The 25,521-nt window shown below is 61.6% G+C and carries 27 protein-coding genes; 14 read left to right on the top strand and 13 right to left on the bottom strand.

Features of this window, described 5'->3' with window-relative positions:
• Nucleotides 1-353 precede the first annotated feature (353 nt).
• A complete protein-coding gene (locus tag AC1IN8_RS08315) occupies nucleotides 354-1,328 on the bottom strand; it encodes a MalM family protein (RefSeq protein ID WP_265436257.1) in 975 nt (324 codons plus the stop codon).
• Between the two features lie 90 nt (nucleotides 1,329-1,418).
• The gene (locus AC1IN8_RS08310; RefSeq protein WP_025327924.1) at nucleotides 1,419-2,756 is read right to left on the bottom strand and encodes a maltoporin; all 1,338 of its coding nucleotides are present in this window, start codon (nucleotides 2,754-2,756) and stop codon (nucleotides 1,419-1,421) included.
• Here AC1IN8_RS08310 and AC1IN8_RS08305 point away from each other — a divergent pair.
• Nucleotides 2,676-2,879: a hypothetical protein gene (locus AC1IN8_RS08305; protein WP_479758766.1), complete on the top strand. Its 204-nt coding sequence runs from the start codon at nucleotides 2,676-2,678 to the stop codon at nucleotides 2,877-2,879. The two genes, AC1IN8_RS08310 and AC1IN8_RS08305, sit on opposite strands and share 81 nt — an antisense overlap.
• A gap of 396 nt (nucleotides 2,880-3,275) precedes the next feature.
• Here the strand turns inward: AC1IN8_RS08305 and AC1IN8_RS08300 are convergent, their stop codons facing one another.
• The 3 genes from AC1IN8_RS08300 to AC1IN8_RS08290 all read right to left on the bottom strand — a co-directional run bounded on the left by AC1IN8_RS08300 (nucleotide 3,276) and on the right by AC1IN8_RS08290 (nucleotide 5,054).
• Nucleotides 3,276-3,716 (bottom strand): flavodoxin, encoded by a 441-nt coding sequence (locus tag AC1IN8_RS08300; RefSeq protein WP_139436573.1) that lies wholly within the window; start codon nucleotides 3,714-3,716, stop codon nucleotides 3,276-3,278.
• Nucleotides 3,717-3,901: 185 nt separating this feature from the next.
• Entirely contained in the window at nucleotides 3,902-4,648 is a 747-nt protein-coding gene (gene truC / locus AC1IN8_RS08295; protein WP_139436575.1) for a tRNA pseudouridine(65) synthase TruC, read from the bottom strand.
• A 70-nt stretch (nucleotides 4,649-4,718) separates the two neighbouring features.
• Nucleotides 4,719-5,054: a YqcC family protein gene (locus AC1IN8_RS08290; RefSeq protein WP_139436577.1), complete on the bottom strand. Its 336-nt coding sequence runs from the start codon at nucleotides 5,052-5,054 to the stop codon at nucleotides 4,719-4,721.
• A 212-nt stretch (nucleotides 5,055-5,266) separates the two neighbouring features.
• Between AC1IN8_RS08290 and AC1IN8_RS08285 the strand changes: the two genes are divergently transcribed.
• From AC1IN8_RS08285 to AC1IN8_RS08265, 5 genes are all read left to right on the top strand, one after another.
• Nucleotides 5,267-6,295, top strand: a complete 1,029-nt coding sequence (locus AC1IN8_RS08285) for a DUF3549 family protein (RefSeq protein ID WP_247627068.1) — start codon at nucleotides 5,267-5,269, stop codon at nucleotides 6,293-6,295.
• A gap of 71 nt (nucleotides 6,296-6,366) precedes the next feature.
• Entirely contained in the window at nucleotides 6,367-6,663 is a 297-nt protein-coding gene (locus AC1IN8_RS08280; protein ID WP_025327929.1) for a DUF3301 domain-containing protein, read from the top strand.
• Between the two features lie 65 nt (nucleotides 6,664-6,728).
• A complete protein-coding gene (locus tag AC1IN8_RS08275) occupies nucleotides 6,729-6,965 on the top strand; it encodes a DUF2789 domain-containing protein (RefSeq protein WP_025327930.1) in 237 nt (78 codons plus the stop codon).
• Between the two features lie 194 nt (nucleotides 6,966-7,159).
• A complete protein-coding gene (locus tag AC1IN8_RS08270; protein WP_041207059.1) occupies nucleotides 7,160-7,456 on the top strand; it encodes a hypothetical protein in 297 nt (98 codons plus the stop codon).
• Between the two features lie 9 nt (nucleotides 7,457-7,465).
• Nucleotides 7,466-8,251 (top strand): Zn-ribbon-containing protein, encoded by a 786-nt coding sequence (locus AC1IN8_RS08265; RefSeq protein ID WP_479758600.1) that lies wholly within the window; start codon nucleotides 7,466-7,468, stop codon nucleotides 8,249-8,251.
• A 90-nt stretch (nucleotides 8,252-8,341) separates the two neighbouring features.
• Here the strand turns inward: AC1IN8_RS08265 and syd are convergent, their stop codons facing one another.
• On the bottom strand, nucleotides 8,342-8,890 hold the full coding sequence (gene syd, locus AC1IN8_RS08260; protein ID WP_479758599.1) for a SecY-interacting protein: 549 nt from the start codon (nucleotides 8,888-8,890) through the stop codon (nucleotides 8,342-8,344).
• Between the two features lie 105 nt (nucleotides 8,891-8,995).
• Between syd and queF the strand changes: the two genes are divergently transcribed.
• The 7 genes from queF (at nucleotide 8,996) to AC1IN8_RS08225 (ending at nucleotide 18,079) form a co-directional block, all read left to right on the top strand.
• A complete protein-coding gene (gene queF / locus AC1IN8_RS08255; protein ID WP_479758598.1) occupies nucleotides 8,996-9,844 on the top strand; it encodes an NADPH-dependent 7-cyano-7-deazaguanine reductase QueF in 849 nt (282 codons plus the stop codon).
• Nucleotides 9,845-9,958: 114 nt separating this feature from the next.
• Nucleotides 9,959-12,229: a hypothetical protein gene (locus AC1IN8_RS08250; protein ID WP_247627072.1), complete on the top strand. Its 2,271-nt coding sequence runs from the start codon at nucleotides 9,959-9,961 to the stop codon at nucleotides 12,227-12,229.
• An 85-nt stretch (nucleotides 12,230-12,314) separates the two neighbouring features.
• Nucleotides 12,315-13,910, top strand: coding sequence for a GGDEF domain-containing protein (locus AC1IN8_RS08245; protein WP_479758597.1), 1,596 nt, complete (start codon nucleotides 12,315-12,317; stop codon nucleotides 13,908-13,910).
• A 158-nt stretch (nucleotides 13,911-14,068) separates the two neighbouring features.
• A complete protein-coding gene (ppnN, locus tag AC1IN8_RS08240; protein WP_041206266.1) occupies nucleotides 14,069-15,424 on the top strand; it encodes a nucleotide 5'-monophosphate nucleosidase PpnN in 1,356 nt (451 codons plus the stop codon).
• A 132-nt stretch (nucleotides 15,425-15,556) separates the two neighbouring features.
• Nucleotides 15,557-16,366, top strand: a complete 810-nt coding sequence (gene xni, locus AC1IN8_RS08235; protein ID WP_479758595.1) for a flap endonuclease Xni — start codon at nucleotides 15,557-15,559, stop codon at nucleotides 16,364-16,366.
• A 142-nt stretch (nucleotides 16,367-16,508) separates the two neighbouring features.
• Nucleotides 16,509-17,516 carry an isocitrate dehydrogenase gene (locus AC1IN8_RS08230; RefSeq protein WP_319913156.1) on the top strand — a complete coding sequence of 336 codons (1,008 nt, stop codon included), beginning with the start codon at nucleotides 16,509-16,511 and terminating at the stop codon, nucleotides 17,514-17,516.
• A gap of 119 nt (nucleotides 17,517-17,635) precedes the next feature.
• Nucleotides 17,636-18,079 carry a hypothetical protein gene (locus AC1IN8_RS08225; RefSeq protein WP_479758594.1) on the top strand — a complete coding sequence of 148 codons (444 nt, stop codon included), beginning with the start codon at nucleotides 17,636-17,638 and terminating at the stop codon, nucleotides 18,077-18,079.
• 82 nt (nucleotides 18,080-18,161) lie between these two features.
• Here the strand turns inward: AC1IN8_RS08225 and rlmM are convergent, their stop codons facing one another.
• The 6 genes from rlmM to dinB form a co-directional block, all read right to left on the bottom strand.
• The gene (gene rlmM / locus AC1IN8_RS08220; RefSeq protein ID WP_025327941.1) at nucleotides 18,162-19,256 is read right to left on the bottom strand and encodes a 23S rRNA (cytidine(2498)-2'-O)-methyltransferase RlmM; all 1,095 of its coding nucleotides are present in this window, start codon (nucleotides 19,254-19,256) and stop codon (nucleotides 18,162-18,164) included.
• Entirely contained in the window at nucleotides 19,249-19,635 is a 387-nt protein-coding gene (locus tag AC1IN8_RS08215; RefSeq protein WP_043130931.1) for a DUF423 domain-containing protein, read from the bottom strand. Before AC1IN8_RS08215 ends, rlmM begins: the two co-directional genes overlap by 8 nt.
• Before the next feature lie 34 nt (nucleotides 19,636-19,669).
• A complete protein-coding gene (locus AC1IN8_RS08210) occupies nucleotides 19,670-20,308 on the bottom strand; it encodes an alpha/beta family hydrolase (RefSeq protein WP_404836980.1) in 639 nt (212 codons plus the stop codon).
• Nucleotides 20,309-20,312: 4 nt separating this feature from the next.
• Nucleotides 20,313-21,233, bottom strand: a complete 921-nt coding sequence (locus tag AC1IN8_RS08205; protein WP_042649544.1) for a transcriptional regulator GcvA — start codon at nucleotides 21,231-21,233, stop codon at nucleotides 20,313-20,315.
• A 282-nt stretch (nucleotides 21,234-21,515) separates the two neighbouring features.
• Entirely contained in the window at nucleotides 21,516-23,651 is a 2,136-nt protein-coding gene (locus tag AC1IN8_RS08200; RefSeq protein ID WP_479758593.1) for a methyl-accepting chemotaxis protein, read from the bottom strand.
• Nucleotides 23,652-23,717: 66 nt separating this feature from the next.
• Nucleotides 23,718-24,770 (bottom strand): DNA polymerase IV, encoded by a 1,053-nt coding sequence (gene dinB / locus AC1IN8_RS08195; RefSeq protein WP_139436603.1) that lies wholly within the window; start codon nucleotides 24,768-24,770, stop codon nucleotides 23,718-23,720.
• A gap of 200 nt (nucleotides 24,771-24,970) precedes the next feature.
• Here dinB and AC1IN8_RS08190 point away from each other — a divergent pair, with 200 nt between their 5' ends.
• Entirely contained in the window at nucleotides 24,971-25,183 is a 213-nt protein-coding gene (locus AC1IN8_RS08190; protein ID WP_139436605.1) for a hypothetical protein, read from the top strand.
• Between the two features lie 73 nt (nucleotides 25,184-25,256).
• On the opposite strand, the gene nqrM is transcribed toward AC1IN8_RS08190, so the two are convergent.
• The gene (gene nqrM / locus AC1IN8_RS08185; protein ID WP_005330718.1) at nucleotides 25,257-25,481 is read right to left on the bottom strand and encodes a (Na+)-NQR maturation NqrM; all 225 of its coding nucleotides are present in this window, start codon (nucleotides 25,479-25,481) and stop codon (nucleotides 25,257-25,259) included.
• Nucleotides 25,482-25,521: the final 40 nt, after the last annotated feature.

Genomic DNA, 25,521 nt, shown 5'->3' with positions numbered 1-25,521 from the left:
TGTACTGGATGCGTTTCCCGGGTTGCTTATTTTGACCAACAGAATATAACCCAGCAGCTTTTAAAATGCCTGCGCCGCACCCAAGGGAATAATAAATTTGGAGGAGAGATCACAAGATAATTAAATAAGGGGAAGGGAGGGAATCTTGAATATTATTTCGTATTGTTATAGTCGCGCGGCAAAAAGAAAAAAATTACTTCAAAATAAATCACCGAGAAACAATATAATACCCAAGGAAACCCATTGTAACTTAATGTAACGCATTGATGTTTTATATTATCCAGTCTACCGATTAAAAAGGCCTCCAACAAGGGAGGCCTGAAATAAATATAAGTCTACATAAATTCAGTCATTCAGTTTTTTTGTGAACGTTTCACCGCATCAATAAAGACGGATTTCGCCTTGGTTGAACCGGCCCGCTCGGCTTCACTCACGAGCTGCATCGCCTTGTCGATATCCCCGGCCTTGACCGCCTTCTCGATCTGGCTGTTGTAGAAGGTCTCGGTCTCGCTCAGCATGGCGGGAGCCGGTGTGCTGGGAGTTGCGGCAACAACGGCAGTGGTCGCCGCCGTCGCAGCCACGGCCGTCGTGGCGGGCTTGGCCTGACTCATCGCAACCTTGTCCGAATACTCGGGCTTGAACACGGCTTCCAGGCCCTGCCCCTTGGCCATGTCGACGACCTCGAGTTGCAGCAGGCCCCAGGGGGAATGGGGGATGACAGGATCCTTGATGTCCGGCTCAACAGTGCCATTGGCACGGGCGAACGCCTTGGCGGGGTGCAATATGGTGGTGCTGCCGGACAGCTCGTCGGCCGGGGCGTAGATCACCATGTAGGTTTCGGTCGCGGGGTTGCCCGGCATGCTGCGGTCCACGAACACCTTGCCCTCGATCCTGTCATTGTCGAGCAGGTGGGCTGGCTGATACGTGAAGACAGACTCACCCAGCACGCGGGTCACCTTGAACTGGGCATCCAGCATGATCACCTTGGGCACGAGTACCGTCTTGCTCACCTGGGAGGCCAGGGTGATGGCCAGGTTGCCGGTATTGGCCGGCAGACGATAGGCGGCAAAGTAGCTCATCCCCTCGTCAAACTGATAACTGGGTTGCTTGCCATCCAGGGTCAACAGCGTGTCCCCCTCCGGCAGAGCCACATAATTGAATTCGTTGAATGCCTTGCAGCAGCTCGTCGTCTGAGCGAGCGCCTGCTTGGCCTGATCGGCATTACTCAGGATGGAGGCGTGCTCCTGTACGGGCACCACCATGCTACCGGAACAACCGGCCAACAGCGCGGTAACCACGGCCGCGATAGACATCTTTACCAGTTTCATTCTTCTTATCTCCATAACCCGGTTGCCAAATCCTGCTAAACAAAACTGCCCCCATCAGGGGGCAGTGACTAACTTAACCGAAGATATTGCTTACCACCAGGCTTCTGCCTGGACGCCAACTTGCCAGGTGTCATCAGAGGTGCCACTTTCGAAGCTGTTCTTGCTACCGGAGCCATCGGCTTCGGTATCAGCCAGATAGGAAGCGAACACACGGATTTCCGGACGGGCCCAGAAGCTGGAGCCGGCAGACCAGGCCTGCGCCAGGGTCAGCTTGTAACCGCCATCCTTGTCGCTGCCACCACTGGTGTAGCTGGTCTTGTCCTTGAAGATACCGCCTTCGAAGATGGTCTTGTTGAAGTCATCCCACTTGTACATCGGACGAACAACGGCGGAGAAGGTTTGAGTCTCGTCGTGACCACTCCACATCTCGTTGCCTACACCGTAGACCAGCTGGTGACCCATCTCCCAGGAGTTGCCCATCGGGATGACGCCCCAGTTGATGATACGGTAGCCGTCGGCACCGCCCTTGGCTTCGGCACCGTACCAGGAGCCGTCACCGTAGTAGGCCATGGTCTTGGAGTAACCTTCGGTGCCGTACTGCAGCACTGTCTTGTTGAAGCCGCCAAAGATGCCCTGGGTCAGTTCGGCAGTCAGCATGACGCCGTCTTTCATGTTGTCGTTTTTCAGATCTTTCTGGGCTTCGGTCTCGTTGACGATGGCATAGTCAACGCCCAGTTCCAGAGAGCCGTCTTGCCACAGCGGGATACCGGCATAACGCAGGTCCAGAGTGTTGACGTTCAGATCTTCGTTCTTCTGATAAGTCGGATCACCGTTGGCATCTACACCGGTCTGGGTGTACTGACCGAACACATCGGCCGCGCTGCGGTCGTTGCGAACCCAGGCGAAGGAGACCTTGCCAGGACCAGCCTGGATGCCTTCGATACCGGCGCCGGCACCGGAGATGTTCCAGTAGTAGAAGTCGGAGATGTGGATGTCGTGACGTTGATAGTAACGCTTACCGGCCCAGAGGGTGGCTTCAGGTGCAAAGCCCAGCAGGCCCTTGGCTTGTACGTTGAACTGACGCAGTGCGAAATCGGAGTCGCCGTTGCACTGTTTGGCGTCGAAGTTACAGACGGTACCGGTGCCTTCCCAGTCATTGGAACCGTTGGATGCCATGGCAAACATGGAATCTACATAGAAAGTCTTGCCATCTTTGTTGAAGACTTCCTGACCCAGTTGCACTTCGCCGTAGGTATCATTTTCGTTACCCAGACGGCCAACCTTGTTGACGTTGTATTTAACCATGTCCCCGTCACCGGAAACACCGACACCTGAACGGAAGTAGCCGTGGAAATCAACGGCGAAGGCGGCTTGGGAAGCCAGGGCAGCGGTTACTGCTGCTGCAATCGGGAGCCACTTTGCTTTCATTTTCATTTTCCTTATTCCCGCTGGGAGTGTGATCCTGATATTCAAGTTCTTATCACTGAAAAACGTTTCAGCGATAACCGGGGTCGATTATATGTAGCCAATTTCGCGACAAACATGAGCTGATTCACAAAACGGTGACAAATCGCGCGCTCTCACCCCGGAGGACGTATACCAATGCAAAAAAGGCAAAAACAAGCAACAACAGACCAACAAATAACAACTCAAAGCAAAAATACACCAAAGAAAGCGCTTTCAAGTATTAATTTGCGATGAGGATTAAGTGATTAACCAGTCATCCCGTGACGAAAACATGATTGAAATCGCTTTCAGTGCGGAACTTTTAATTTTCTGATGTGTCGCCGTTCTGATGAATATGGGTCTGAGGAATCCGATCTGGCGGGGGAAAATAACCCGATAAAGTGCGGGATATATTTCAAGGAAGATTAAGTGAATCCCAAAATAACACGCCCCTGTGAGCATGCTCACGGGGGCGAAATTTAAAATACGAAGGCAATCCGGCTACAGCCTATTTTCCCAGCTTTTCAACCAGGCCAGCGCCGCAACCTCAGGCTCATCTTCCAGTGTCGCGTCTATCTCCAGACGCGGCACCAGGGCGTCGGCAGCCAGCTCCTGCAGCAGCTCATCGAGCCTGCGTCCGGCACCGCAGAAATGCTCATAGCTGCTGTCCCCCATGGCGATGAGGGCATAACGCCATCCCTTCATATAAGGAGCGCGATCGGCCAGGGCCGTGGCGAAGGGTTGCAGATTGGGAGGAATATCCCCCTGCCCCGTGGTGGCGCTGACGATCAGCAAGAAGCGGGACGCGTCTATGTCAGTCAGCTCGGCTTCGTCGAAGAGCTGGCAGACATGTCCCTGGGCCTGCAGGTGATCCCGCAGTGTCTCGGCCACCAGCATGGCCGAGCCGTAGACGGTGCCGACCAGGATATCGATCTCGGCCATCAGCGACTCCTCGAGCGAAGGAGTGGGCCCGACTCTGGCACTGCGCCCGGAGTCTTGGCCCCGGACAGGGTCTGGGTGCGCGGGGTTGCTAGCGGGGTATCTCGTTGAGCCATAAGTGGTTCCTCTGACAGACGTGGCCTACAGCATGCCACAGCCCGGTCAGAGGTCACAAATGATGACGGGTATCAGGCGCCGTAGTCGCTCTCGCTGGCGGGCCACCCCAGCCTGGCGAACAGGCCCAGCACTTCAGGGCCGAGTGGTGCCTGGATCCGCATCGGCACCTTGAGCACAGGATGCTCGAAGCTCAAGCGGTGGGCGACCAGCAGCAGCCGCTCGCAACCATAGTGCTCGCGAAAGAAGCGATTATGGCGGCCATCACCATGGGTGGTGTCACCGACTATGGGGTGGAACAGGTGATCCAGATGACGACGCAACTGATGCTTGCGACCCGTCTTGGGGAAGAGCCGAACCAGGCTGTAGCGGCTGGTGGGATGCTTCTTGGAGACGGCGTGGGGCAGCTCGACCCGATGCAGACGACGAAACGCCGTCACCGCCTCCTGGGCGGGGCGATCGGGGTCGCTCATGGCATCGGCTATCTTGTCCAGCTGCTCCTTGAGGGGGTAGTCGATCAGCCCCTGCTCCGGGGCCCAGCCCCGCACCAGGGCCAGGTACTCCTTGTGCACCCGACGGGCGGCAAACGCCTCGGTCAGGGTCCGGGCCACCGCCGGATCCAGCGCAAACAGCAACACCCCGGAGGTGGGCCTGTCCAGCCGGTGCACGGGGTAGACATGACGCCCCCCGATGAGATCCCGGGTCATCTGCATGGCGAAACGGGTCTCGGCCTTGTCGAGCCAGCTGCGATGCACCAGCAGGCCCGACGGCTTGTTGACCGCCACCAGCCAGTCATCCTGATAGAGCAGGGTCAGTTTCATGCCGTCACCCGGGTATCGCCAATGCAGCGCGCCGCAGCCAGGGCCCGTGGCTGGGCAGGCAGGGTATTGATCATTGATCCACCACTTTTCCGGTCAGCAGCAGATCGAAACGACCGATGAGGCGCAACAGGCCGGCCACCTCGGCCAGCTCGTCCTTGTAGGCTTCGCTCGCCATGGGATAGAGGGATACGCTGGTGGGCAGCGGCGCCTGCAGCAGCACCAGCTGCTCCATGCGCGGTATCAGCACGAACTGCAACCATTGATCGAAGCTCAGGGTATCGACGCAAAACGGCAGCTCGCTCGCCAGCGCCTCTGCCCCAGGATGCTCGGCTTGCCAGCGTTCGAGGCGTTGCAACTCGGCGGTGAGTTCACCCAGCAGACCGGCGACCAGCAAATATTGATTCATCTCGTCCTCTTCCTCGTCTCGACGTCCATCCCGCTGCCAGAGGGCAGGGATCCCGTCTTCTTCAAACACGCGTGCCAAAAAGGGGCGTTACTATACACCGCCCCCGGGGTGGCTGCCATGCTGCCATCACTTTCATGGCGCGTACCTGCGCCACTGGCTATCTGATGCAGCCTCCTTATAATCGCCCGCATCACATTTTGCCGGATGCCCTCATGTCTGCCATCAATACCCTGACCGAATTTCTGACCCAGGCCGAGACCCAGTTCCAGCTGTTCGACATGGGCCGCCAGGTGCGCCCGCTGGCGAGCGATCTCTTCGTTCGCATCGAACAACAGCAGGAGCCCTACCCCTGGCCACTGCAACAGCATGCCTGGCTCGGTGTGCACTTCTTCCAGCCAGCCGAATCCAGGCACTACCTCTGGTTCCTCAAGTTTGCCCTCGACGAGCATGGCCTGCTCATCGCCAGCGGCCCCAAGCACTTCATGGATCAGGTGGTCGAGACCCTGGGCTACAAGCTCACCGGCGATCTGGACGAGGAGAAGGCGCAGCGGCTGGCCGACAACCCCTACACCTTCCGGCCGGCCGAGGCCAAGATGGCCAGCCTGCATGCCAAGCTGGCCCGTCAGCTGGAGCAGGCCCCTTCCGCCTACTACGAGGCCCTCTGCCACTACCTGGCTGCGCCAGGGGAAGAGGGGTGGCAGGCCCTGGGGCTGCAAGGCTTCGCCGATCTGGCGGAGCGGCTGCAGGATGAACGCAATCTGGCCCTGGTGTGCAAGGCGCTGCCCAGGCTGCCTCTAGAGCCGCTCTACGCCCTGTGCCAGAGCCTGGAAAACGCCCCCCTGCCGCCGGCGCTGCAGGGTGCCCTGCTCGAGCGCATCGGCAAGGAGCAGGAGTGTGCCGATCCCAATGCCGAGACCCTGGCCTACCTGTGCCGGGCGCTGGCCTCCTGCTCCGGCAATGCCTTGCGCAGCAACAAGCTGCTGACCCTGCTGCACACCCGGCCAAGCCCGGCCCTGCTGCTCGCCATCGCAGGCCGTCTCTGGCCCGATCTGAAAAACCCCGAGCTGCTCGGACTGTTTCTGGAGCAACTCGCCCTGCAGCCCACCCAGTTCTTCAATCAGGTCTTTGCCGAGCTGGTGACACTGCCCGCCCTGCGCAATGATATGCTGGCAAGACTGCGTGACCCCGAGCGCAGCGAGGCCCTCGGCCAGGCCATAGGCCGACTGTTCGCCTCGGTATAACCACTCTCGGTGCGGCCGTGCTTTCCCCGGGAAGCACGGCCCAGGCCATACATCACAGAAGGAACCCGCTGATGGGAGAAATGCTTGGAATCTTGCTGCTTGGCGCCATCGGCTGGGCCTTCTGGCAACAACGCCGCCAGGCGGAGCTGGCCTGGCAATATATGCGGCGCTACTGCCAGCACCACGATCTGCAACTGCTGTCGCTGGCCCGCACCCATCGCGCCCTTGGGCACAAGCCCCTGCGCCTGCTGACCTATTACCAGTTCGAGTTCTCCAGCGACGGGGAGAGCCATTACCAGGGCCAGCTCTGCATGCAGGGCCTGCATGTCGCCGGGGTCGAGCTACCGCCCCATCGCCTCCCCTCCTAGCCCATGGGGCAAGGCCGTGGCGGCTGGCTATAATTCTCGACAATCGCCCTTCAAGGAGACTCGAGATGGAATTGCTGACCCATGACATGCCTGCCCTCTTCGCCCAGCTGGGCCTGGCCAATGACGAGATAAGCCTGCACCGCTTCATCCGCGAGCACCATCTGGACAACCAGACCCTGCTGCCGGAGGCCAGCTTCTGGAGCCCCTCCCAGGCCGTGTTCCTGCGTGACGCGCTCTGGAACGACTCCGACTGGTCCGAAGCCATCGATCAACTGGATGTGATGCTGCGCCAGGCAAACTGAGCCGGCCCGCGTCCCCCGCTTTCCCGAGGGCCGGGGTTTGGAGCTCTGTGCCACCCATCACATCTCAATCCCCCTGGCTTCCCCACCTCAACAAACTGGGCCGACCCCCTTAGCGCCGCTTTCCTGATGGGCAGGCTTTGATTAAGCTCTGTGCCACCATCCGCAAGCAGCAAGAGCGCCGCGCAGGAGCCAAGATGTCAGCCCAAGAGATCATCCAGATAGCCAACGAACTGAGTGCCAGGGGGATCACCCCCTCCACCGCCATGGTCAAGGCCCGCCTCAGTCACCCCGTGCCCATGGCCGAGCTGCTCAAGGTGTTGAGCCAGTGGAAGCAACAACCCCAGTCGGCAGACCCGGCCCCGGCCAGCGCCCCCGCCGTTGCCGCCCCGGCCCAGGCCGTCGATTTGCAACAGCTGGGCGAGCAGCTCAATCGCCTCGAGCAGAAGGTCGATCGCCTGACCGCCCTGCTGCTCAAACAGCAGCAGGATTGATGGCTCCCCATGTATATCCTCGAACTCAATTTTGAATGCTACCGTGACACCTCCCTCGGCGAGGCCGAACCGGCCATCGTCAACTACCTCGACATGCTGCGCTACCAGGGGCAGATCCTGGGGCGGGAGTTTCCCACCAGCATGCAGGATGGTTGCTTCGTCAGCCGGGTGGTCTGCCCGGAGCGGGACAGCCTGCACCCGGACAACCAGAGCGAGCAGGTCGCGCTGGCCGAACAGGGCCTGCACCAGGCGGGGCTGCTGGCCCCCAAGCCCCAGCTGCTCGGCATGGATCTGCTCTCCGACAGCACGGATCCTTGCGGCGAGCAGGGAGAACGGCCGAGCTGGATGCTGCTCTACACCAGCTTTGTACACACTTGCTCCCCCCTGCGCTGCGGCGATCATTTCGCCCCCATTCCGCTCTACCGCCTGCCTGCCATCGCCAACGGCGACCACAAGCAGATCATCAAGTGGCAGGAGGATTGGGAGGCCTGCGATCAGTTGCAGATGAACGGCTCCATCGCCGAGCACGCCGTGCTGCACGAAATCGGCGAGGTGGGCAGCCGCCTGCAGCGCCGGGGCAGCGATCTGGCCAGACGGCTGGAGGGGCTCTGCGGGATCCCGACCTACTACTACCTCTACAGTGTCGGCGGCCTGAGCAAGGCGGCTGAGCTGGCTCGCCCCTGCCCGGGCTGTGGCAACGACTGGGCACTGGCAGCGCCATTGCACGAGATCTTCGACTTCAAGTGCGATCCCTGCCGGCTGGTCTCCAACCTCTCCTGGGACTTCAAGGACTAGCTCCGCCTGCGCCGTTCATCCCATGAAAGAAGGGCCTTGCCGGATGGCAAGGCCCTTCTCTTTAATACGGGGCGAGCGAAAACGGGTCGCTTACTGCGGCAAGGTTTCCAGCCGTGCGAGGAAGGCCGGCAGGGAGGGGGCCAGCACCAGACGGCGACCGGAATCCAGCCACTCCAGCCACACCTGGCCACTCTCGTTGTCGAGCGACACCAGCGTCATCTCGTTGCGGGTGGTGGCGATGAAGAGCGACGGCGTGCGTTTGAGTTTGTGCAGCATCAGCAGGTGGCCGATGAGGTTCTCCTTGAGCAGATCCAGATCGGCCTCGTTCCATGGCAGTATGAGTTCGATGCGCAGCCCCTTGTAGGAGCAGGGGAGCGGGCGGCTGAACCAGTGGCCAAACAGGGCAAGGGCGCTCGGGTGCAGGGTCAGCTCGAGGGCATCGGCCATGGCCGCAAAGTCGGCGGGCACAGGGCGCCGGTGCGGACGCCAGGCCACCCGCCCCTCTCTGGGCTCATCCAGCTCGCAAGGTGAGCGCCAGTCGGCCTCCCACTCGCACAGAGGCAGCCCTCGCCTCGCCTCGCCATCGCGCTGCCAGCGTAAAAAGAACTGCTCCAGGGCAGACAGGACTTGATCCGACATCGATATTCCCCACAATAGCGGCCTCTGATCGCCGCAAGAACCTGACCGAAAAATCCGGGCATTGCACCATCAAACCCTTTATCAGACAAGCGTGAGCAAACAAGCATGAGCAAACAAGAGAGATACGCAGGCGCCAGCGCGTTGCAGGGCCTGAGCCTGGGGCTGCAGTCTGCCTACATCAGCCAGTACACCCCGTCCCTGCTGCAACCCGTGCCACGCAGTCTGAATCGCGACGATCTCGGCCTTGGCGAGACGCTGCCCTTCCAGGGTTGCGACGTCTGGACCCTGTACGAACTCTCCTGGCTCAATGCCAAGGGCAAGCCCGTGGTTGCGCTCGGCGAAGTGGCCGTGCCCGCCACCAGCCCTAACCTCATCGAATCCAAGTCGTTCAAGCTCTACCTCAACTCCTTCAACCAGACCCGCTGCGACTCCCTGGCGGCGGTGCAGGCACTGCTGGCCAAAGATCTGAGCGCCTGTGCCGGGGCAGAGGTGAGCGTCACCCTCTTCCCCCTCGATCAGGCCCCCCACCAGATAGCGCAGCTGCCTGGCGAGTGCATCGACGAGCAGGACATCGAGATCGACAGCTACGAGTTTGACCAGACCCTGCTGCAAGGGGCCGCAGAGGCGGACATAGTGGAAGAGACACTGCACAGCCATCTGCTCAAGTCCAACTGCCTGGTCACCAGCCAGCCGGACTGGGGATCCCTGGTGATCCACTATCGCGGCCCGCGCCTCAATCGGGAGAAGCTGCTGCGCTACCTTATCTCCTTCCGCCAGCACAACGAGTTCCACGAGCAGTGCATAGAGCGCATCTTCATCGATCTCAAGCACTTCTGCGCCCCGCAGCAGCTGACCGTCTATGCCCGCTATACCCGCCGCGGGGGCCTGGACATCAACCCCTTCCGCAGTGACTGGGAGCCTGTGCCCGCCAACCTGCGCCTCATCCGCCAGTAAACCCGGCGCCACAAGCCGGAGGATCAGGCCCATCACCCATGTCAGCAATGAACTCTGGACGGGCGGGGGTGGGCTTGGATAACATGCCTGCACCTCCGTGCCGTTCTTAATCCAATGAATCAACTGTTTTTTCTGGCAATGATGATGTCCTCCCTGTCGGCTCCGGATCTGGATCTGGCCAAGGAGCAGTTGTCTATCGATCTGCAGCAGGCACAGACCCTGGTGCTGACCGATCCCGCCAGATGTGTCCAGATTGCCACCTCCTTCCTCGAACGCACGGCCAATAACCCCAAGCAAATCATCAGCAACCGCCAGGAATACGGCTATCGTGAGCCGATCCTGAGCTATGGCACTGCGACCCAGACCACGGGGGCCTACCTGCTCCAGGGCGAGTGCCTGCAACAACTGGGACAGAGCCAGCCGGCCCAGGACGCCTTCGACAAGGGCATCGCCATGGCCGAGAAGGAGCAGCAGTTCGAGCTGCAGGCCCATGGTCTCTATCTCAAGATCCGCAGCCGGGAGATGCAGGAGCATGCCCCTGGCGCCAGCACGATGGCGCTCGAACAGCTGGACAAGCTGCTGACCAACCCCGGCCTCAAAGAGAGTCAGCTGCAGGTCTACAGCCGCCTGCTGCACGTCAACGCCAGCATGGCGGGGCGGCAGTTCGATCTGGCCAAACGCCAGCTGACCGAGGCGCGTCAATGGGCAGAGCAGGCCAAGAACCCCCTGGCCAGGGCCTGGGTCAGCGCCGTGGGAGGGGATCTCTATCAGGCGCTCGGGCAGCCCCAGCTCGCCCTCGGGGAGTACATCGACGCCCAGCAGCAGGCCAGGAATCTGCAGGATCCCCTCTTCCTCGGCCTGCTGTCGAACCAGATGATCAGCCTCTATCAGGCGGAGCAGGAGCCGCAAAAAGCGCTGCAGTATGCCAACGAGGCGGCCAACTACTTCCATGCCCTCGGCAACCCCTCCCTGCTGAGCGACGCCCTGATCGTGCTCGCCCGGCTCAACCGGGATCAGGGAGAGATGAACATGGCGCTGGTCTACTTCTTCAACGCCCTGGATCTGCTGGACGAGAGCAAGAACCGCACCCGCATCGCCCACCTCAAGTTCGAGATAGGCAAGACCTATCTGCAGACCGGCAACCTGACCCTGGCCCGCAACTACCTCAATGCGGCGCGCCAGTCCCACGAGCTGGGGGACGACAAGGAGTCGCTGATCGATACCCTGTTGCTGCTGGGGGAGTTGCACCTCAAGCAGCAGGAGGCGGGCATTGCCATCCTGCAGCTGGAGAATGCCCTGACCCTGGCCAACCGGATTGGCGACATCCGCCGCCAGTTTGAAATCTTCCGGCTGCTCGCCATCGCCTACGAGCAGAAGGGCTACCTCCAGCAGGCCCTCGAGAGCTACAAGAACTATCACCAGCGCAGCGAGCTGGTCCGCCAGCAGCAGCTCGATCTGGAGCAGGAGGCTGTCCGCGACAACTACGCCCAGGTGGAGCGCGCCCAGCAGGTCAAGGAGCTGGAGCAGCGCCTCGACCAGAGCCAGCATCAGCAGGAGCGCTATCTCTGGACCAGCGTCAGCACTGGCCTGCTGCTGGTCCTGTTCATCTACCTCTTCTTCACCCTCTGGCTCAAGCTGCGGGTCGCCCGCCTCAATGCCAGACAGCTGGGGGAGGCCCTGCTCATCGAGCCGCGCAGCGGCCTGGCCAACTGGCAGCGACTGATGAGCCGCTGGCCGCGCGAGATGGCCAAGCGCCAGCAAAAATCCGATCGCTGGTACCTGAGCGAGCGCCCCACCAGCGAATTTGACGACAAGCTCCACTACCTGCTGTTCCGGGTGCCCTTCCTGGTCAACAGCCTGGAGCAGCATGGATATCAGGTCAGCCGCGAGATTGAGCAGGCCTTCGGCCACTACATCAATCAGCTGACCCCCCAGGATGGCCGCATCTACGATCTGCGCGAGGGACACCTGCTCTATGTGGTGCCCCAACGCCACGTGGCCCAGCTGCACCAGCTGGCACAGGAGCTGCTGGACACCCTGGCCGCCTTCCCCTGCGAATACCCGCTGGACAGGCACATCAGCCTCGGCATCGTCAGCCATCCCTTCCTGCCCAAGGCGGCCATGGCCCTCGATCATCACGGCCTGTTCGACCTCTGTTATCTGGCGCTCTCGGGGGCCATGCAACTCAGTGAAAAATACCAGCAGAGCGTCTGGCTGGAGCTGGCGGCCATCGATTGCCAACAGGCCGCATTTTTTAATGGCGATGTGTGGCAATGCTGCTTGATGGCAATTGACAAGGGACTGGTAAAAGTAAATTCTTCTCATGAAAAGCAATGGGTTAATTGGCTTTTGCTTTCACGGACGAAAGTGCCGGATAACCCATAACAAAAAGGTACTCAACGGGGTCTTTCATTGGCTTACTGTTGCTGGACGACACAAAAACGATAATGACAACAGGGCGACCTGAACAATGAATGATATCGCTGCCGTAACAGGACAACTGGCAAGACTCAGGGAATCCCTTCAGCAAAAACAGCAGGAGCTCGATGGCATGGCCACGTTCTCCGATGCCGAACGCACCCGCAGCATCCAGTTCATCGGCAAGCTGATGCAGGCCTGCCGTGGTCACGATCGTGAACTGGACAGCCGGCTCGCCAAGCTCAAGCAGAAGCTCGATGGCAACCCTCCCCTCTCCTCGCTCGACGCCGATCTCGCCGTCATCGAGAAGCTGTTGCAGCAACATGGCCACGCCATGGAGGAGTCCATCAGTCTGACCCGGGCCGCCATCGAACTGGGCAGCAAGCAGCTCAAGTCCTTGAAGGGCTTTCCGGAAGATACCCGTCGCTCCCTCAAGGAGTTTCTCGCGAGCCCCGAGGGCTATGGCATAGGCGATCACCAGAGGAAGGTGATCCGCTTGCTGGAGTTCTACCAGCAGGCCATCAAGATCCAGCTGCTGCCACGCCAGCCTCTGCTCGCCCCGGAGATGGTCACCGAGCTCTCCAACCCGGTGCCCACCGACTCCTTCGATATCAAGGCCCATGCCCAGATCTCCGATGAGCTGCAGCGGCTCATCACAGAGCTCGACTTTGCCGGCGCCGTGGGGGAAAGCCTGGCGGACATCCGTCGCCAGCTGCTGGGGGGGATCACCCCGCCCCTGCTGGCGGAGATCTGCCTGCAGATCATCGAACTCATCATAGAGGGGACCCGGGAGGAGCGTAAATCCTCCCAGGCCTTCCTCAGCTCCCTCAACGAGAGCCTCTCGGCGGTGCACTTCAACTTCACCGAGTCCCTGGACGAGGGGCGGGCACTGCAAAATGCCGCCCACCTCAGCGGCCAGGCGCTGGAGCGGGAGCTCGCCGCCATCGATCGCACCATGGCGACCCACAACTCCCCGCTGTCCCTCAAGGGAGCCATCTCCAGCCATCTGGACACCATACGCCGCCTGCAGCAGGAGCGGGAGGCCATGGCCAGCCGCGAGCGTCACCTGCTCACCCACCTCTCCAACATGGAAGCCAAGCTGCGACTGATGAAGGAGGAGACGGCCGAGTACAAGAAGCGGCTCACCATCCAGAAGCACAAGCTGTTCCTCGACAGCCTGACCCAGGTGCACAACCGGGCGGCACTCGACGAGCGGCTCGAGCTCGAGTACAAGCGCTGGCTGCGGTACGGCACCCCGCTGTGTCTGGCCATCATCGACATAGACCACTTCAAGAACATCAACGACAACTACGGCCACATGGCCGGGGACAAGGCCTTGAAGGTGGTCGCCAAGGCCCTGCAGAACGCCTTGCGCGACACCGACTTCATCGCCCGCTTCGGTGGGGAGGAGTTCGTGGTATTGCTGCCGAACATCAATCCGGACAAGTACCAGAAACCCCTGGAGAACCTGCGCCAGACGGTCAAGAGCATTCCGTTCAGGTTCAGAGACGCCAGGGTCGAGATCACCATCTCCATCGGCGCCACCCTGTTTCGCGAAGGGGACCACACTACGGACGCATTCGAGCGCGCCGACAAGGCACTCTACAGCTCCAAGAATCTGGGCCGGGATCAGGTCAATCTGGCCTGATCCCGGGTTGAGCTGCGGCTAAAAAACAGGCAAACGCACCGACCCCCTATTCCCCTGCCCCACCCCTTGCCTCTACTATCGAACTCGAGGGATGCCATGGCATCCCGTTTTCTCCCCAGGGAAAGCACAACGATAACAAGCGAGTGAAAGGGGAAATTATGATTACACACATCAATCCCGTGGGCAGCATGGACCTGCTGTCCCAACTTGAGGTGGATCGCCTCAAACAGACCGCCTCCAGCGATATCTATCAACTGTTTCGCAACTGCTCGCTGGCGGTGCTCAACTCCGGCAGCCACACCGACAGCTCCAAAGAGATACTGGAGCGCTTCAAGTCCTTCGATATTCATGTGATCCGGCGCGAGCGCGGGGTCAAACTCGAGTTGTTCAATGCTCCCGAGCACGCCTTCGTCGATGGCGAAATCATCCGCGGCATCCAGGAGCACCTCTTCTCCGTGCTGCGCGACATCCTCTATGTCTCGACCCAGCTGGAGTCCAATCGCCTGGTCAACCTCACCAACTCCACCCACATCTCCAACGTGGTGTTCGCCATACTGCGCAACGCCAAGGCGATCCTGCCGGGGGCGGATCCCAACCTGGTGGTCTGCTGGGGGGGTCACTCCATCAACGAGGTGGAGTACCAGTACACCCGCGCCGTGGGCAGCGAGCTGGGCCTGCGGGAGCTCAACATCTGCACCGGCTGCGGCCCGGGTGCCATGGAGGGCCCCATGAAGGGGGCCGCCGTCGGCCACGCCAAGCAGCGGGTGCGCAACGGCCGCTATATCGGCCTCACCGAGCCCTCCATCATCGCCGCCGAACCGCCGAACCCCATCGTCAACGAGCTGGTGATACTGCCGGACATCGAGAAGCGGCTGGAGGCCTTCGTGCGTCTGGGCCACGGCATCATCATCTTCCCGGGCGGGGTCGGTACCGCCGAGGAGCTGCTCTATCTGCTCGGCATCATGATGCACCCGGCCAACGAGCGGCAGCCCATGCCCATCATACTGACCGGTCCGAAGGAGAGCGCCGACTACTTCCGCGCCATCGACGACTTCGTCAAGGCCACCCTGGGTGAGCCGGCCACCAGCCTCTACCGCATCATCGTCGGGGATGCCCCGGAAGTGGCGCGGGTGATGAAGGAGGCGATGCCGAAGATCCGCGAGTACCGCAAATCCGTGGGGGATGCCTACTCCTTCAACTGGTCCCTGCGCATAGAGCCGGAGTTCCAGCTGCCGTTCGAGCCGGATCACGCCAGCATGGCGAGCCTGGATCTGCACCGCAACCAGCCGCCCCAGCTGCTGGCGGCGAACCTGAGGCGCGCCTTCTCCGGCATCGTCGCCGGCAACGTCAAGGAAGGGGGCATTCGCGCCATCGAGAAGAAGGGCCCCTTCAAGCTGCACGGCGACAAGGAGCTGATGCACCTGATGGACAGGCTGCTGGAGAGCTTCGTCAGGCAGCAGCGGATGAAGCTGCCTGGCAGCCAGTACATTCCCTGCTACGAAATCGTGAAATAAGGGCGCAGCGCCCGTGATGACAGGAGGGGCCCCAGGCCCCTCCTCCACTTCCCGGCCCTGGCGTTCGGGGTTAGCATGACGCCCATCCCTTGTTACAATGGGCCGTCCCGACCGCCAAGAGTGCTCCCTGCCATGCAACACCTCAGGCCACACCTGCTCATCATCGATGCCCTCAACCTCATCCGCCGCCTGCACGCGGTACAAGCCCAGCAGGCGCTGACCCCGGCCCAGGCCCTGCTCGCCACCCGCGCCAACCTCATCAATACCTGCAAGAAACTGCTGGCCGGCAGCGAGCCGACCCACGTCATCGCCGTGTTTGACGGCGAGGTGCACAGCTGGCGCAAGGAGATCTATCCGGCCTACAAGGAGGGGCGCACCCCCATGCCACAGGAGCTGAGGGAGGGGCTGGCCGACTTGCAGGACGCCTTCTGGGAGTGCGGTGTGGATGCCCTGCTCTCCCAGACCGACGAGGCGGACGATCTTATCGCCACGTTAGCCAGTGGAATTGCCCAGCATGGGGCCAGGGCCACCATCATCTCCACCGACAAGGGCTTCTGTCAGCTCATCAACCCGCAGATCCGGGTGCGGGATTACTTCAACAAGCGCTGGCTGGATGAGGCCTTCGTCCGGCAGCAATATGGCGTCGCCCCGGCGCAGTTGGTGGACTTCTGGGCCCTGACCGGCATCGGCGGCTCCAACATCAAGGGAGTGCCGGGCATAGGGCCAAAGACGGCGACCCAGCTGTTGCAGCAATACGGCGATCTGGCCGCCATGCTGGATGCCTGCTTGCAAGAAGACGCGGGCAAGCCTCTGCTCAAGCTGCGCCAGCACAAGGAGGAGGCCCTGCTGGCCCAGCGGCTGGTGCGGCTGCAGCGGGACATCCCCCTCGGTTTCAACCTGAGGGAGATCCGCTACCCGCCCGAGCCCGACTCGGGGGCGTGATCCCCGGCACACTATTCCCCAAAACAGGCCGTACCTGTTGACATAAATGGGAAAAATGTAAAGAAACATGGAGGAAGTGGTGCAAAAATGGTATAAAACCGCCGAATCCTCCCCCTCTGTTCCCTAGAAGTGGATACGTCTCATGTCAAAAAGAAAAATTACCGTCATTCCGGGCGACGGCATAGGCCCCAGCATCATCGAATCCGCCATCCAGATCCTGACCCACGCCGGCTGTGATTTTGACTATGACTACGCCGATGCCGGCCTGGTCGCGCTGGAGAAGCACGGCGAGCTGCTGCCCCAGTCCACCCTCGATTTGATTGAGAAGAACAAGGTCAGCCTCAAGGGCCCCCTCACCACGCCGGTCGGCGGCGGCTTCACCTCCATCAACGTCTCCCTGCGCAAGAAGTTCAACCTCTACGCCAACGTGCGCCCGGTGATCTCCTTCAAGGGCACCAGGAGCCGTTACGACAACATCGACATCATCACGGTGCGTGAAAACACCGAGGGCATGTACTCGGGCGCCGGCCAGAAGCGCAGCGATGACAACCAGAGCGCCGAGGCGATGAGCATCATCACCCGCGACGGTGCCGAACGCATCGTCACCTTCGCCTTCGAGCTGGCGCGCCAGGAAGGGCGCAAGAAGGTCACCATCATCCACAAGGCCAACATCCTCAAGTCCACCTCGGGCCTGTTCCTGGAAGTGGCGCGCGAGGTGGCTGCACGCTATCCGGATATCCAGAACGAAGAGATGATCGTCGACGCCGCCTGCATGAATCTGGTGATGTACCCGGAGCGGTTCGATGTCATGGTCACCACCAACCTGTTCGGCGACATCCTCTCGGATCTCTGCGCCGGCCTGGTGGGGGGCCTAGGCATGGCCCCAGGTGCCAACATAGGTGAGGGCGCCGCCATCTTCGAGGCGGTGCACGGTTCGGCGCCGGACATCGCCGGCAAGAACATCGCCAACCCGACCTCGGTGATCCTCGCCTCCATCCAGATGCTGGAGTACCTGGGCATGCAGGAGAAGGCCGAGCGCATCCGCGAGGCAGTGCGGGCGACCATCGAGTCCGGTGATCGGGTGACCCGGGATCTGGGGGGCACGGCCTCCACCAGCGAATTCACCCAGGCCATCATAGACCGTCTATAAATCATATCTAACTGATTGATTTAAAAAGGGAGCTTCGGCTCCCTTCGTTTTATACCGGATCCCCCTATCTCCCTTGTCAGATGAATACTATGTTCATATGAAGGATAAGGAGATCCATCATGCGTGCTACTTTGATCTTGCTGATCTTCAGCAGCAGTACCATGGCATTAGACAGGCCCATCGATAACGCCTGGTTGACACCGCCTCCTCAGTTCGAGCCGCCGGCCAAGCAGACCTGGCAGTCCACCATAGACACCAACGACCTGCTCAAGAGCCCCAAGCCGCTCTCCCTCGGCGTGGACATCATGACCGACAGCAACGGCACCCAGCGGGTCACGCCCTACCAGAAACTCAATCTGACGGCCGAGAAGAGCGTGAGCCTCTCCTTCGAGAAACACAAACCCAGGATCAAGTTCAACGCCGGTGGCCTCAATACCTCGGTCAAGCTCCGGGGGGACGGCGTCAAGATGCAGTTCAACCCCACCGACAAGACCATTCCGCTCCAGATCGAGCTCAAGATCACCGATGACGAGTCCATGATGCGCGTCGACTACCGCTTCTGATGGCACCCGAAAACAAAAAACCGGACGGGGTCAGCCGTCCGGTTTTTATTTGGCGTCATACCAGATGACGCGGGTGCCCTGCTCAGGACTTGGGTTCGAGTTTGGAGACCCAGAACTTGTTGTAGACGTGCACGGTGATCTCTTCCCGATCGTGGTAGAGCTGCTTGGCCTGGATCACGAACGCATTGTCGATCTCCTTGAGCATCTCCCGCAGCACCTCTATGTTGTGCACCGCCTCGGCATAGCGCTTCTTCATCGGCAGCTTGAGGTTGAACATGGCCTCCTGGCAGTCGTTCTCGCGGAACCAGTCGGCGATCATGTGAACCACCCGCGCCGGCTTGTCCACCATGTCGCACACCAGCCAGTAGGTGTTCTTCTTGCCTGGCCGCCAGACGAAGCCGTCGTCGCGAATGTGCTTGACCTGGCCGGTATCCATCAGGGACTGGGCCATGGAGCCGTTGTCCACTGCGGTCACCATCATGCCACGGCGCACCAGCTGATAGGTCCAGCCGCCCGGGCAGGCACCCAGATCGACGGCCTTCATGCCGGAGGTGAGGCGCAGCTCCCACTCTTCCCGCGGCACGAACACATAGAAGGCCTCTTCCAGCTTGAGGCTGGAGCGGCTCGGGGCGTCCGGCGGGCAGCGCAGGCGCGGAATGCCCATGTGGAATTCGGAGTTGTTGAAGGAGTAGGAGTACCCCAGCAACAGGTGATCATTGGCCATGAAGAAGGCGTGGAATACCGGACGGTGCGGCGTCTCCTTCTTGGTCAGGATCTCGTTGCCACGCAGCGCCTGGCGCAGCGGCACCGTGAACTTGCGGCAGAAGGCAGAGAGCTCCTTTGCCTCGTTGGTGTCGGCCGTTTCCACCCGCAGATCGCCACAGATGGCATAGTCACGGGTCGCCTCTATGATGGGGGAAACCCGATCGGAGAGGTCCAGATCCTTCAGCTCGTGGGTCACCACCAGCATCTGGCGGATGAAGATGAGCTCACGGAACGGCAGCTTGCGGGCCAGCAGATCCGCCTGCTCCTCGTCATACAGCTCGAAAATCACGTAACCGCTGTCGTCCTTGACCCGGGCGAAGCCGTAGCACTGCATGTTGCTGGCTCGTTCGGTGATCTCTGCCGCCGCCTCTTTCTCAAAACCCGGGCGGCAATAAAGCAGCAGATTATTCATTTTTTCCTCCAAGACGACAGCCGGCCCATATCAGAGCCGCCCATCCCAACATAAAACAGAGGCCACCGGCCGGGGTGATGAGCCCCAGCCCCTTGCTGCCAAGCAGCACCATGGCGTAAATACTGCCGGAGAATCCCAGGATCCCCAGCACAAAGGCTGTGCCCGCAAAGGTAATCACCTTGCTGCGCACGCCGCACCACCCCAGCACCAGCAGGGCCAGGGCGTGAAAAAACTGATACTGCACCGCGGTGTTGAACGCCGCCAGCAGTGAAGGGGCTATGCCGGTCGCCGCCAGCCCGTGAGCCCCATAGGCTCCCAGCATGGTGGCCGTCAGGCCGAAACAACCCGCCAGCACCAGCCAATGTCGATGGACTTGCATCCTCTCTCCTCGTTCTCTGCGCGCGGCCATCCCTTCAGACGCAGCGGGACGGGGTCGCCGCGATAAACCCCTTGATCCGCTCCGCAGCCTGTCGCAGGTTCTCCTGCTCGCTCACGCCGCTGGCCTTCCTCGGCTTGAAGCCATGATCCCCATCGGTCAGCCAGTGGACCGATACGGCGGGGGAGAAGGGGAAATCGGCCAGCTCGGCGCGAGAGCCAAAGGTGTCGCGCTCCCCCTGCAGCAGCAGGGTCGGCGTCGTGATCTGCTTGAGCACCTCACCCCGCCAGCGGTCGGGGCTGGCCGGGGGGTGGAAAGGATACCCGAGAATGAGCAATCCTGCAGCATTCATCTCGTCGCCCCCTTCGTGATAGAGCTCGGCCGCCATCCGCCCCCCCATGGACTTGCCCGCCAGAAACAACCTGGGGTGGGCAAACGCACGCACCATCTCGCGCCAGTGGGCGAGCAGCACGGGCTGCCGGTCCGGCGGCCTGCGCTTGCCGTCCAGGGCCCGCTTGCTCATGTAGGGAAAGTTGAAGCGCACCACCTCGATATCCGGCCCCGCCAGCAGTCGCGACAGCTCGGCGAGAAAGGCATGATCCATGCCGGCGCCCGCGCCGTGGGCCAGCAGAATGCGAACGGGGGCGTCGCTCGCCCCCTCTCTTGTCACATCCATCCCCTCAGGCATCGGCGAGACGGGCCCGGCGACGGGCCTCCTCCTGCTCCACCAGCTCCAGCATCCAGTCGCGGAAGGCCACTATCTTGCCCTGATCGGACTGCTGCTCCTGGCACACCAGGTAGAAGGCATTCTTGCTCACCAGCACCTGCTCGAACGGGCAGATGAGGCGGCCCGCCTCGATCTCGGGCTGGGCCAGCACGCTGTGACCGAGCGCCACCCCCTGACCGTGGATCGCCGCCTGGATCACCATGGTGGAGTGGCTGAAGATGGGTCCCTGGTTGACGTTCGGGGCGTCGATGTCGAGCTGGCGGAACCAGGCCTTCCAGTCGCGTCGGGAGGTGTCGTGCAGCAGGGTGTGCCTGGTCAGATCCTCCGGGGTGCGCAGGGGCTTGGGGCCGGTCAGCAGCAGGGGGGAACAGACCGGGATCAGGTACTCGGTGTGCAACTTGTCCGAACGCAGCCCGGGCCAGTTGCCACGGCCGTAGTAGATGGCCACGTCCACGTCGTCGGTCAGGGAGCCCTCGTCCATGTCCACCGCCTTGATCCGCACATCGATGTCGGGGTGGCGCTCGCTGAACTTCACCAGCCTGGGCACCAGCCACTGGATGGCGAAACTCGGCTGCAGGGAGACGGTGAGCGCCCCCTTGGCGCTGCGGGCCAGCAGCTTGTCGGTGGCCTCTGAGATGGAGGCGAAGATGTCCTTGATGTCGAGGAAGTAGCTCTGCCCCTCCTCGGTCAGCAGCAGGGAGCGGTTCTTGCGGCGGAACAGCTTGATGCCGAGGTACTCCTCCAGCGCCTTGATCTGGTGACTGATGGCGGCCTGAGTCACAAACAACTCTTCTGCTGCGCGGGTAAAGCTTAAGTGGCGAGCCGCTGCTTCGAATGCTTTCAGGGCATTGAGCGGGGGTAAACGACGAGACATGACACCAGCCGACGATGAGTTTTTCTAATGGGGCGCATTATAAATTGTCGGTTGCGGGTCGACCAGTGAATAAACATAATTCGCCACGCAATCCGTTGCCATATGGCTCACACCTTCTCTTCCATGTTGGTTTACATGTGGTTTTTGTGAGTGGGCCGACAGCGATTGTGGTGTTGTGTTTCTTCCTCTGCGGGAAGAAGGGCTAAATCGATGCGATTTAACCCAGTCTGTCATCTGAATGTGTTTGGCGCCTCCGGTTGGATGGCGCCTTTTTTCTTATCTCTATACCCTGAACTGCCCCACCAGTTGCTGCTGCTTGTCCGCCAGTTGCGACAACTCGCGCCCGTTGTCGGCCGAGGTGGCCGCCTCGGCCCTGATGGTGTGGCTCACGTCGCGGATGTTGCTGACGTTGCGGTTGATCTCGTCCGCCACCCCGCTCTGCTCCTGGGCCGCCCTGGCTATCTGCTCGTTCATCTGATGGATGGTGGCCACCGCATGGATGATCTGCTCCAGCACGCTGACCGACAGCTCCACCTTGCCAAGGGTCACATCCGCCTGGCTGTGGCCCGTCATGATCGCCTTCACCACAGCCTCCGTGCCCGACTGCAGCTCGGTGATCAGCGTCTGGATCTCGACGATGGCATTCTGGGTTCGCCCCGCCAGGTTGCGGACCTCGTCGGCCACCACGGCGAAGCCGCGGCCCTGTTCACCGGCCCGCGCCGCCTCGATGGCGGCATTGAGCGCCAGCAGGTTGGTCTGTTCGGCTATTCCCTGGATGACGATGAGGATGTCGTTGATGTTGTCGCTGTTGGCAGCCAGCCGCTCCACCACGGGCTTGGCGTCGCTGATCACCGCCATCAGCCTGGACATCGCCTGTTGGGTATCGGCGACCACGGACTTGCCCTCCTGGGCCGCCATGTCCGCCTGGTTGGCCGCGCTCACCGCCGAGCTGGCATTGCCCGCGACCTGCAGGGCGGTGGCGCTCAGCTCCTCGAACGCCGTGGCCACCAGATCCACCTCCTGATACTGGGACTGCATGCCGGCACTGGTGCGCTCGGCCCCTTGCGCCGCCAGCGCCGCGCTGGCCCGGGTGCCGGCCACGGTATCGATCACCTGGCTGATGGTGGACTGCAGCTTGTCCAGGAAGTTGTTGAACCACTTCGCCAACTCGCCGATCTCGTCATCGCGACGCAGGTCGATGCGCTGGGTCAGATCCCCCTCGCCGCTGGCGATGTCCTTGAGGCGGGCCACCACGGTGCGGATGGGGGCGACGATGCGCTGGGCCATCAGCCAGATGCAGAGCAGGGCAAGGGCTGAGATGGCCCCGCCGATCAGCAACTGGGTGGCGACGCTGCGCTGGGACTGGCCCTCCAGCTCATCCTGCAGTTTCAGGGCGGAGGCGAGCACCACGGCACGGGGCAGTTCGATGTAGATGCCCCACTTGCGATCCGTCCCGCGCATGCTGACCGGCACGAAGGTCTGCAGCAGGGCGCCATCCGGGCTCCAGCGCGTGACCACCTCCCCCTTGGCGAGCCAGCCGTTGAGATCCGCCGACAGCCCCTGCTGCTCCAGGGTCTCCCCAAGGGCGACCTTGAACCCTTCGGCCCCGGCCACCCGCCCCTCGTGACTGAGCAGCAGCACCTTGCCCTGCCCGTCATAGAGCGTCTTGTCCATCTCCTCCACCAGGCTCTGCAAGGTGGCCAGCGAGATGTCGACCCCCACCATGCCGAGCAGATTGCCCTCTTCCAGCAGGGGGGCCGTCACCGAGGTCATCAGCACCTGACGGGTGCCCACCTCGTCCACATAGGGATCGAGCAGACAGAGGGCCTTGCTGCGAATGCTGCAACTGTACCAGTCATTCTCCAGGCCACCGTGCCCGGAGGGCTTGTCGTCGGCCAGCAGCGCCTCGTCCATCACCTCCAGGGTCACCTTGCCATCGACTCTGGCCCAGTAGCTGGAGAAGCGCCCCTTGTCGTTGGCCCCGAGCGCGGTCGAGCCCTGATAGTTGTCGTCTTCACCGTCGAGCTGGTTGGGTTCGAATACCGCATAGACCCCGAGCAGATTGGCCGACGACTCCGCCGCGTCCTGCAACTGCTGGTTCACGGCATTGCGCAGCGCCTCGGAGTGAACGAAGTTGTCCGCCGCGTTCTTGCGCTGGAACAGTATGCCTTCCGCCAGCAGGGTGGCCCTGAAATAGGCCTCGTCGAGGTAGCTGGTCACTCTGGCCGCCTGGGTTGACCCCATGGCCTTCATCCAGTTTTCTGCCGCGTGCTGCCCCTCCAGGGTGGTGGAGGTGAGCACCTGCTCCTGCATGCGGGCCGCGTTGAAGAGGGAAGAGGCGACCAGTGCGGCGGCACTGGCCAACAGACAGCAACCGGCGATCAGGGTGATCCGTCCCTGAACAGAAAGAGAACTCATGCCACATTTCCTAACGTCTACAGATGTGAACACTGTATCGGTTTTGGACACAAAAACTTAACTAAATCAGCTGAGATCCAGGCTCAATTGGTTGATCTCCCCCGCCCCTGGCAGACCGACCACCAGACCGAGCAGGCGAATGGGTTTTCCTTGAGACCGTTGCAACCCCTCGTGCAACAGATCGTGGAAACGGCTCGCCTGGTAGCTCCCCTTGCGATAGACGGTGGTCTGGTGGAAATCGGCAAACTTCAGCTTGATCCCCTGCCCCATCAGCGCCTCCGCAGGGCAAGCCCTGGCAAAGCGCAGCTCCAGCTCGGGAATGAGCCGGCCGAGCACCTCCCGGCAGGCGGCTTCATCCAGCACGTCGCTGGCGAGGGTCGTCTCCACCCCTATGCTCTTGCGTATCCGCCGGGCCTGTACCGGCTGATCGTCATGTCCCCAGATGCGGCCGGCCAGCATCTCCCCGAGCTTGCCGAAACGGCTCACCAGCTCCTCGTTGCCGAGCTGGCGGGCATCCTCGCAGGAGTAGAGCCCGAGGGACTCCAGCCGCTCCGCCGTCTTGCGGCCGATGCCGGGCAGCTTGCCGAGGGGCAGCTGGCGCACGAACTCGTCCACCTCCTGGGGGCGGATGACGAACAGGCCGTCCGGCTTGCGCTGCTCGGAGGCAAGCTTGGCCAGAAACTTGTTCGGCGCCACCCCGGCCGAGGCGGTCAACCCCAGTTCGAGGACGATGGCAGCGCGGATCTCGGCCGCCATCAGGGTGGCGCTGCCGCCGCAATGGGGGCTGTCGGTGACATCCAGGTAGGCTTCATCGAGGGAGAGCGGCTCCACCTGCTCCGTGTAGCGCAGGAAGATGGCCTGCAACTGGCGGGAGGTCTCCTTGTAGACGGCCATCCGCCCGGGGATCAGCACCAGCGGCGGGCAGAGCTTCCTGGCCAGGGCGCTCGGCATGGCGGAGCGCACCCCGAAGCGGCGCGCCACATAGTTACAGGTGGAGATGACGCCGCGCCTGTCGGCCGAGCCGCCGATGGCCAGCGGCACCTCCCGCAGGGCCGGGTTGTCCCGCATCTCCACCGCGGCGAAGAAGCAGTCCATGTCGATGTGAATGATCTTGCGCATGCCAGAGTCTGTTGAGCCGTCGGCGCCTGCCGCATGGTTGGGTGCACCTCCGCTGTCGTGACGAGGCGGCGACACCACTGTATGAATAACCAGTCAAGGCCCCATGCTACCCCAGCCCTGTCATTTCTGCCAGCGCGCGGGAGGAGAGGGACGGATAGACTCTCAAGGCACCATCCACATCAGACTCAAGGAGGAGAGAGATGAGAGCAATCTGGCCGGGACTCTGCCTGCTGCTGTTGCCGCTGACGGGCATGACCAAGGACCATCCGACCGCCGAGTGCAGTTGGCTGTTTGAGCGCATAGAGATACTGGAGAAGGCCATCAAGCAGGGGGACGAGCTGGGCACAAGGGAGGAGCTGGCAAAACGAAAGGCGGAGTTTCACAACAAGGCCTGCAGCCAATACGACTACTGAGCGCCATGAAGACGCGAGCCGACCCAGGGTCGGCTCGCGTGCATTCGATGCACCCGCACGCGGGTGCTCGCCCTCAGAGGATGCGGTTGTCCACCAGCATCTTGCGACGGGCCTCTTCCTTGGCCATCTTCTTCTTGCGATTGTCGCAGGGCTCCGGGCAGTCGCACTCCTTCTCGATCCCTATGGTGCCAAGGCCGCCACAGGAGCCGGAGATGGTCTTCTTCTGGAAGATGTAGCCGATGGCCATGGCCACCACCACCACCAGAAACACCCCGAAGGTGATCAGAAAGATCTGCATGGTATTACCCCTTTACTGTTTAACCAGATACGGCTCGACG

The sequence above is a fragment of the Aeromonas sp. 130281 genome (genome assembly GCF_056642115.1).
Note: the sequence above shows the minus strand (reverse complement) of the source record. Positions and strands in the feature narration are given on the sequence as shown.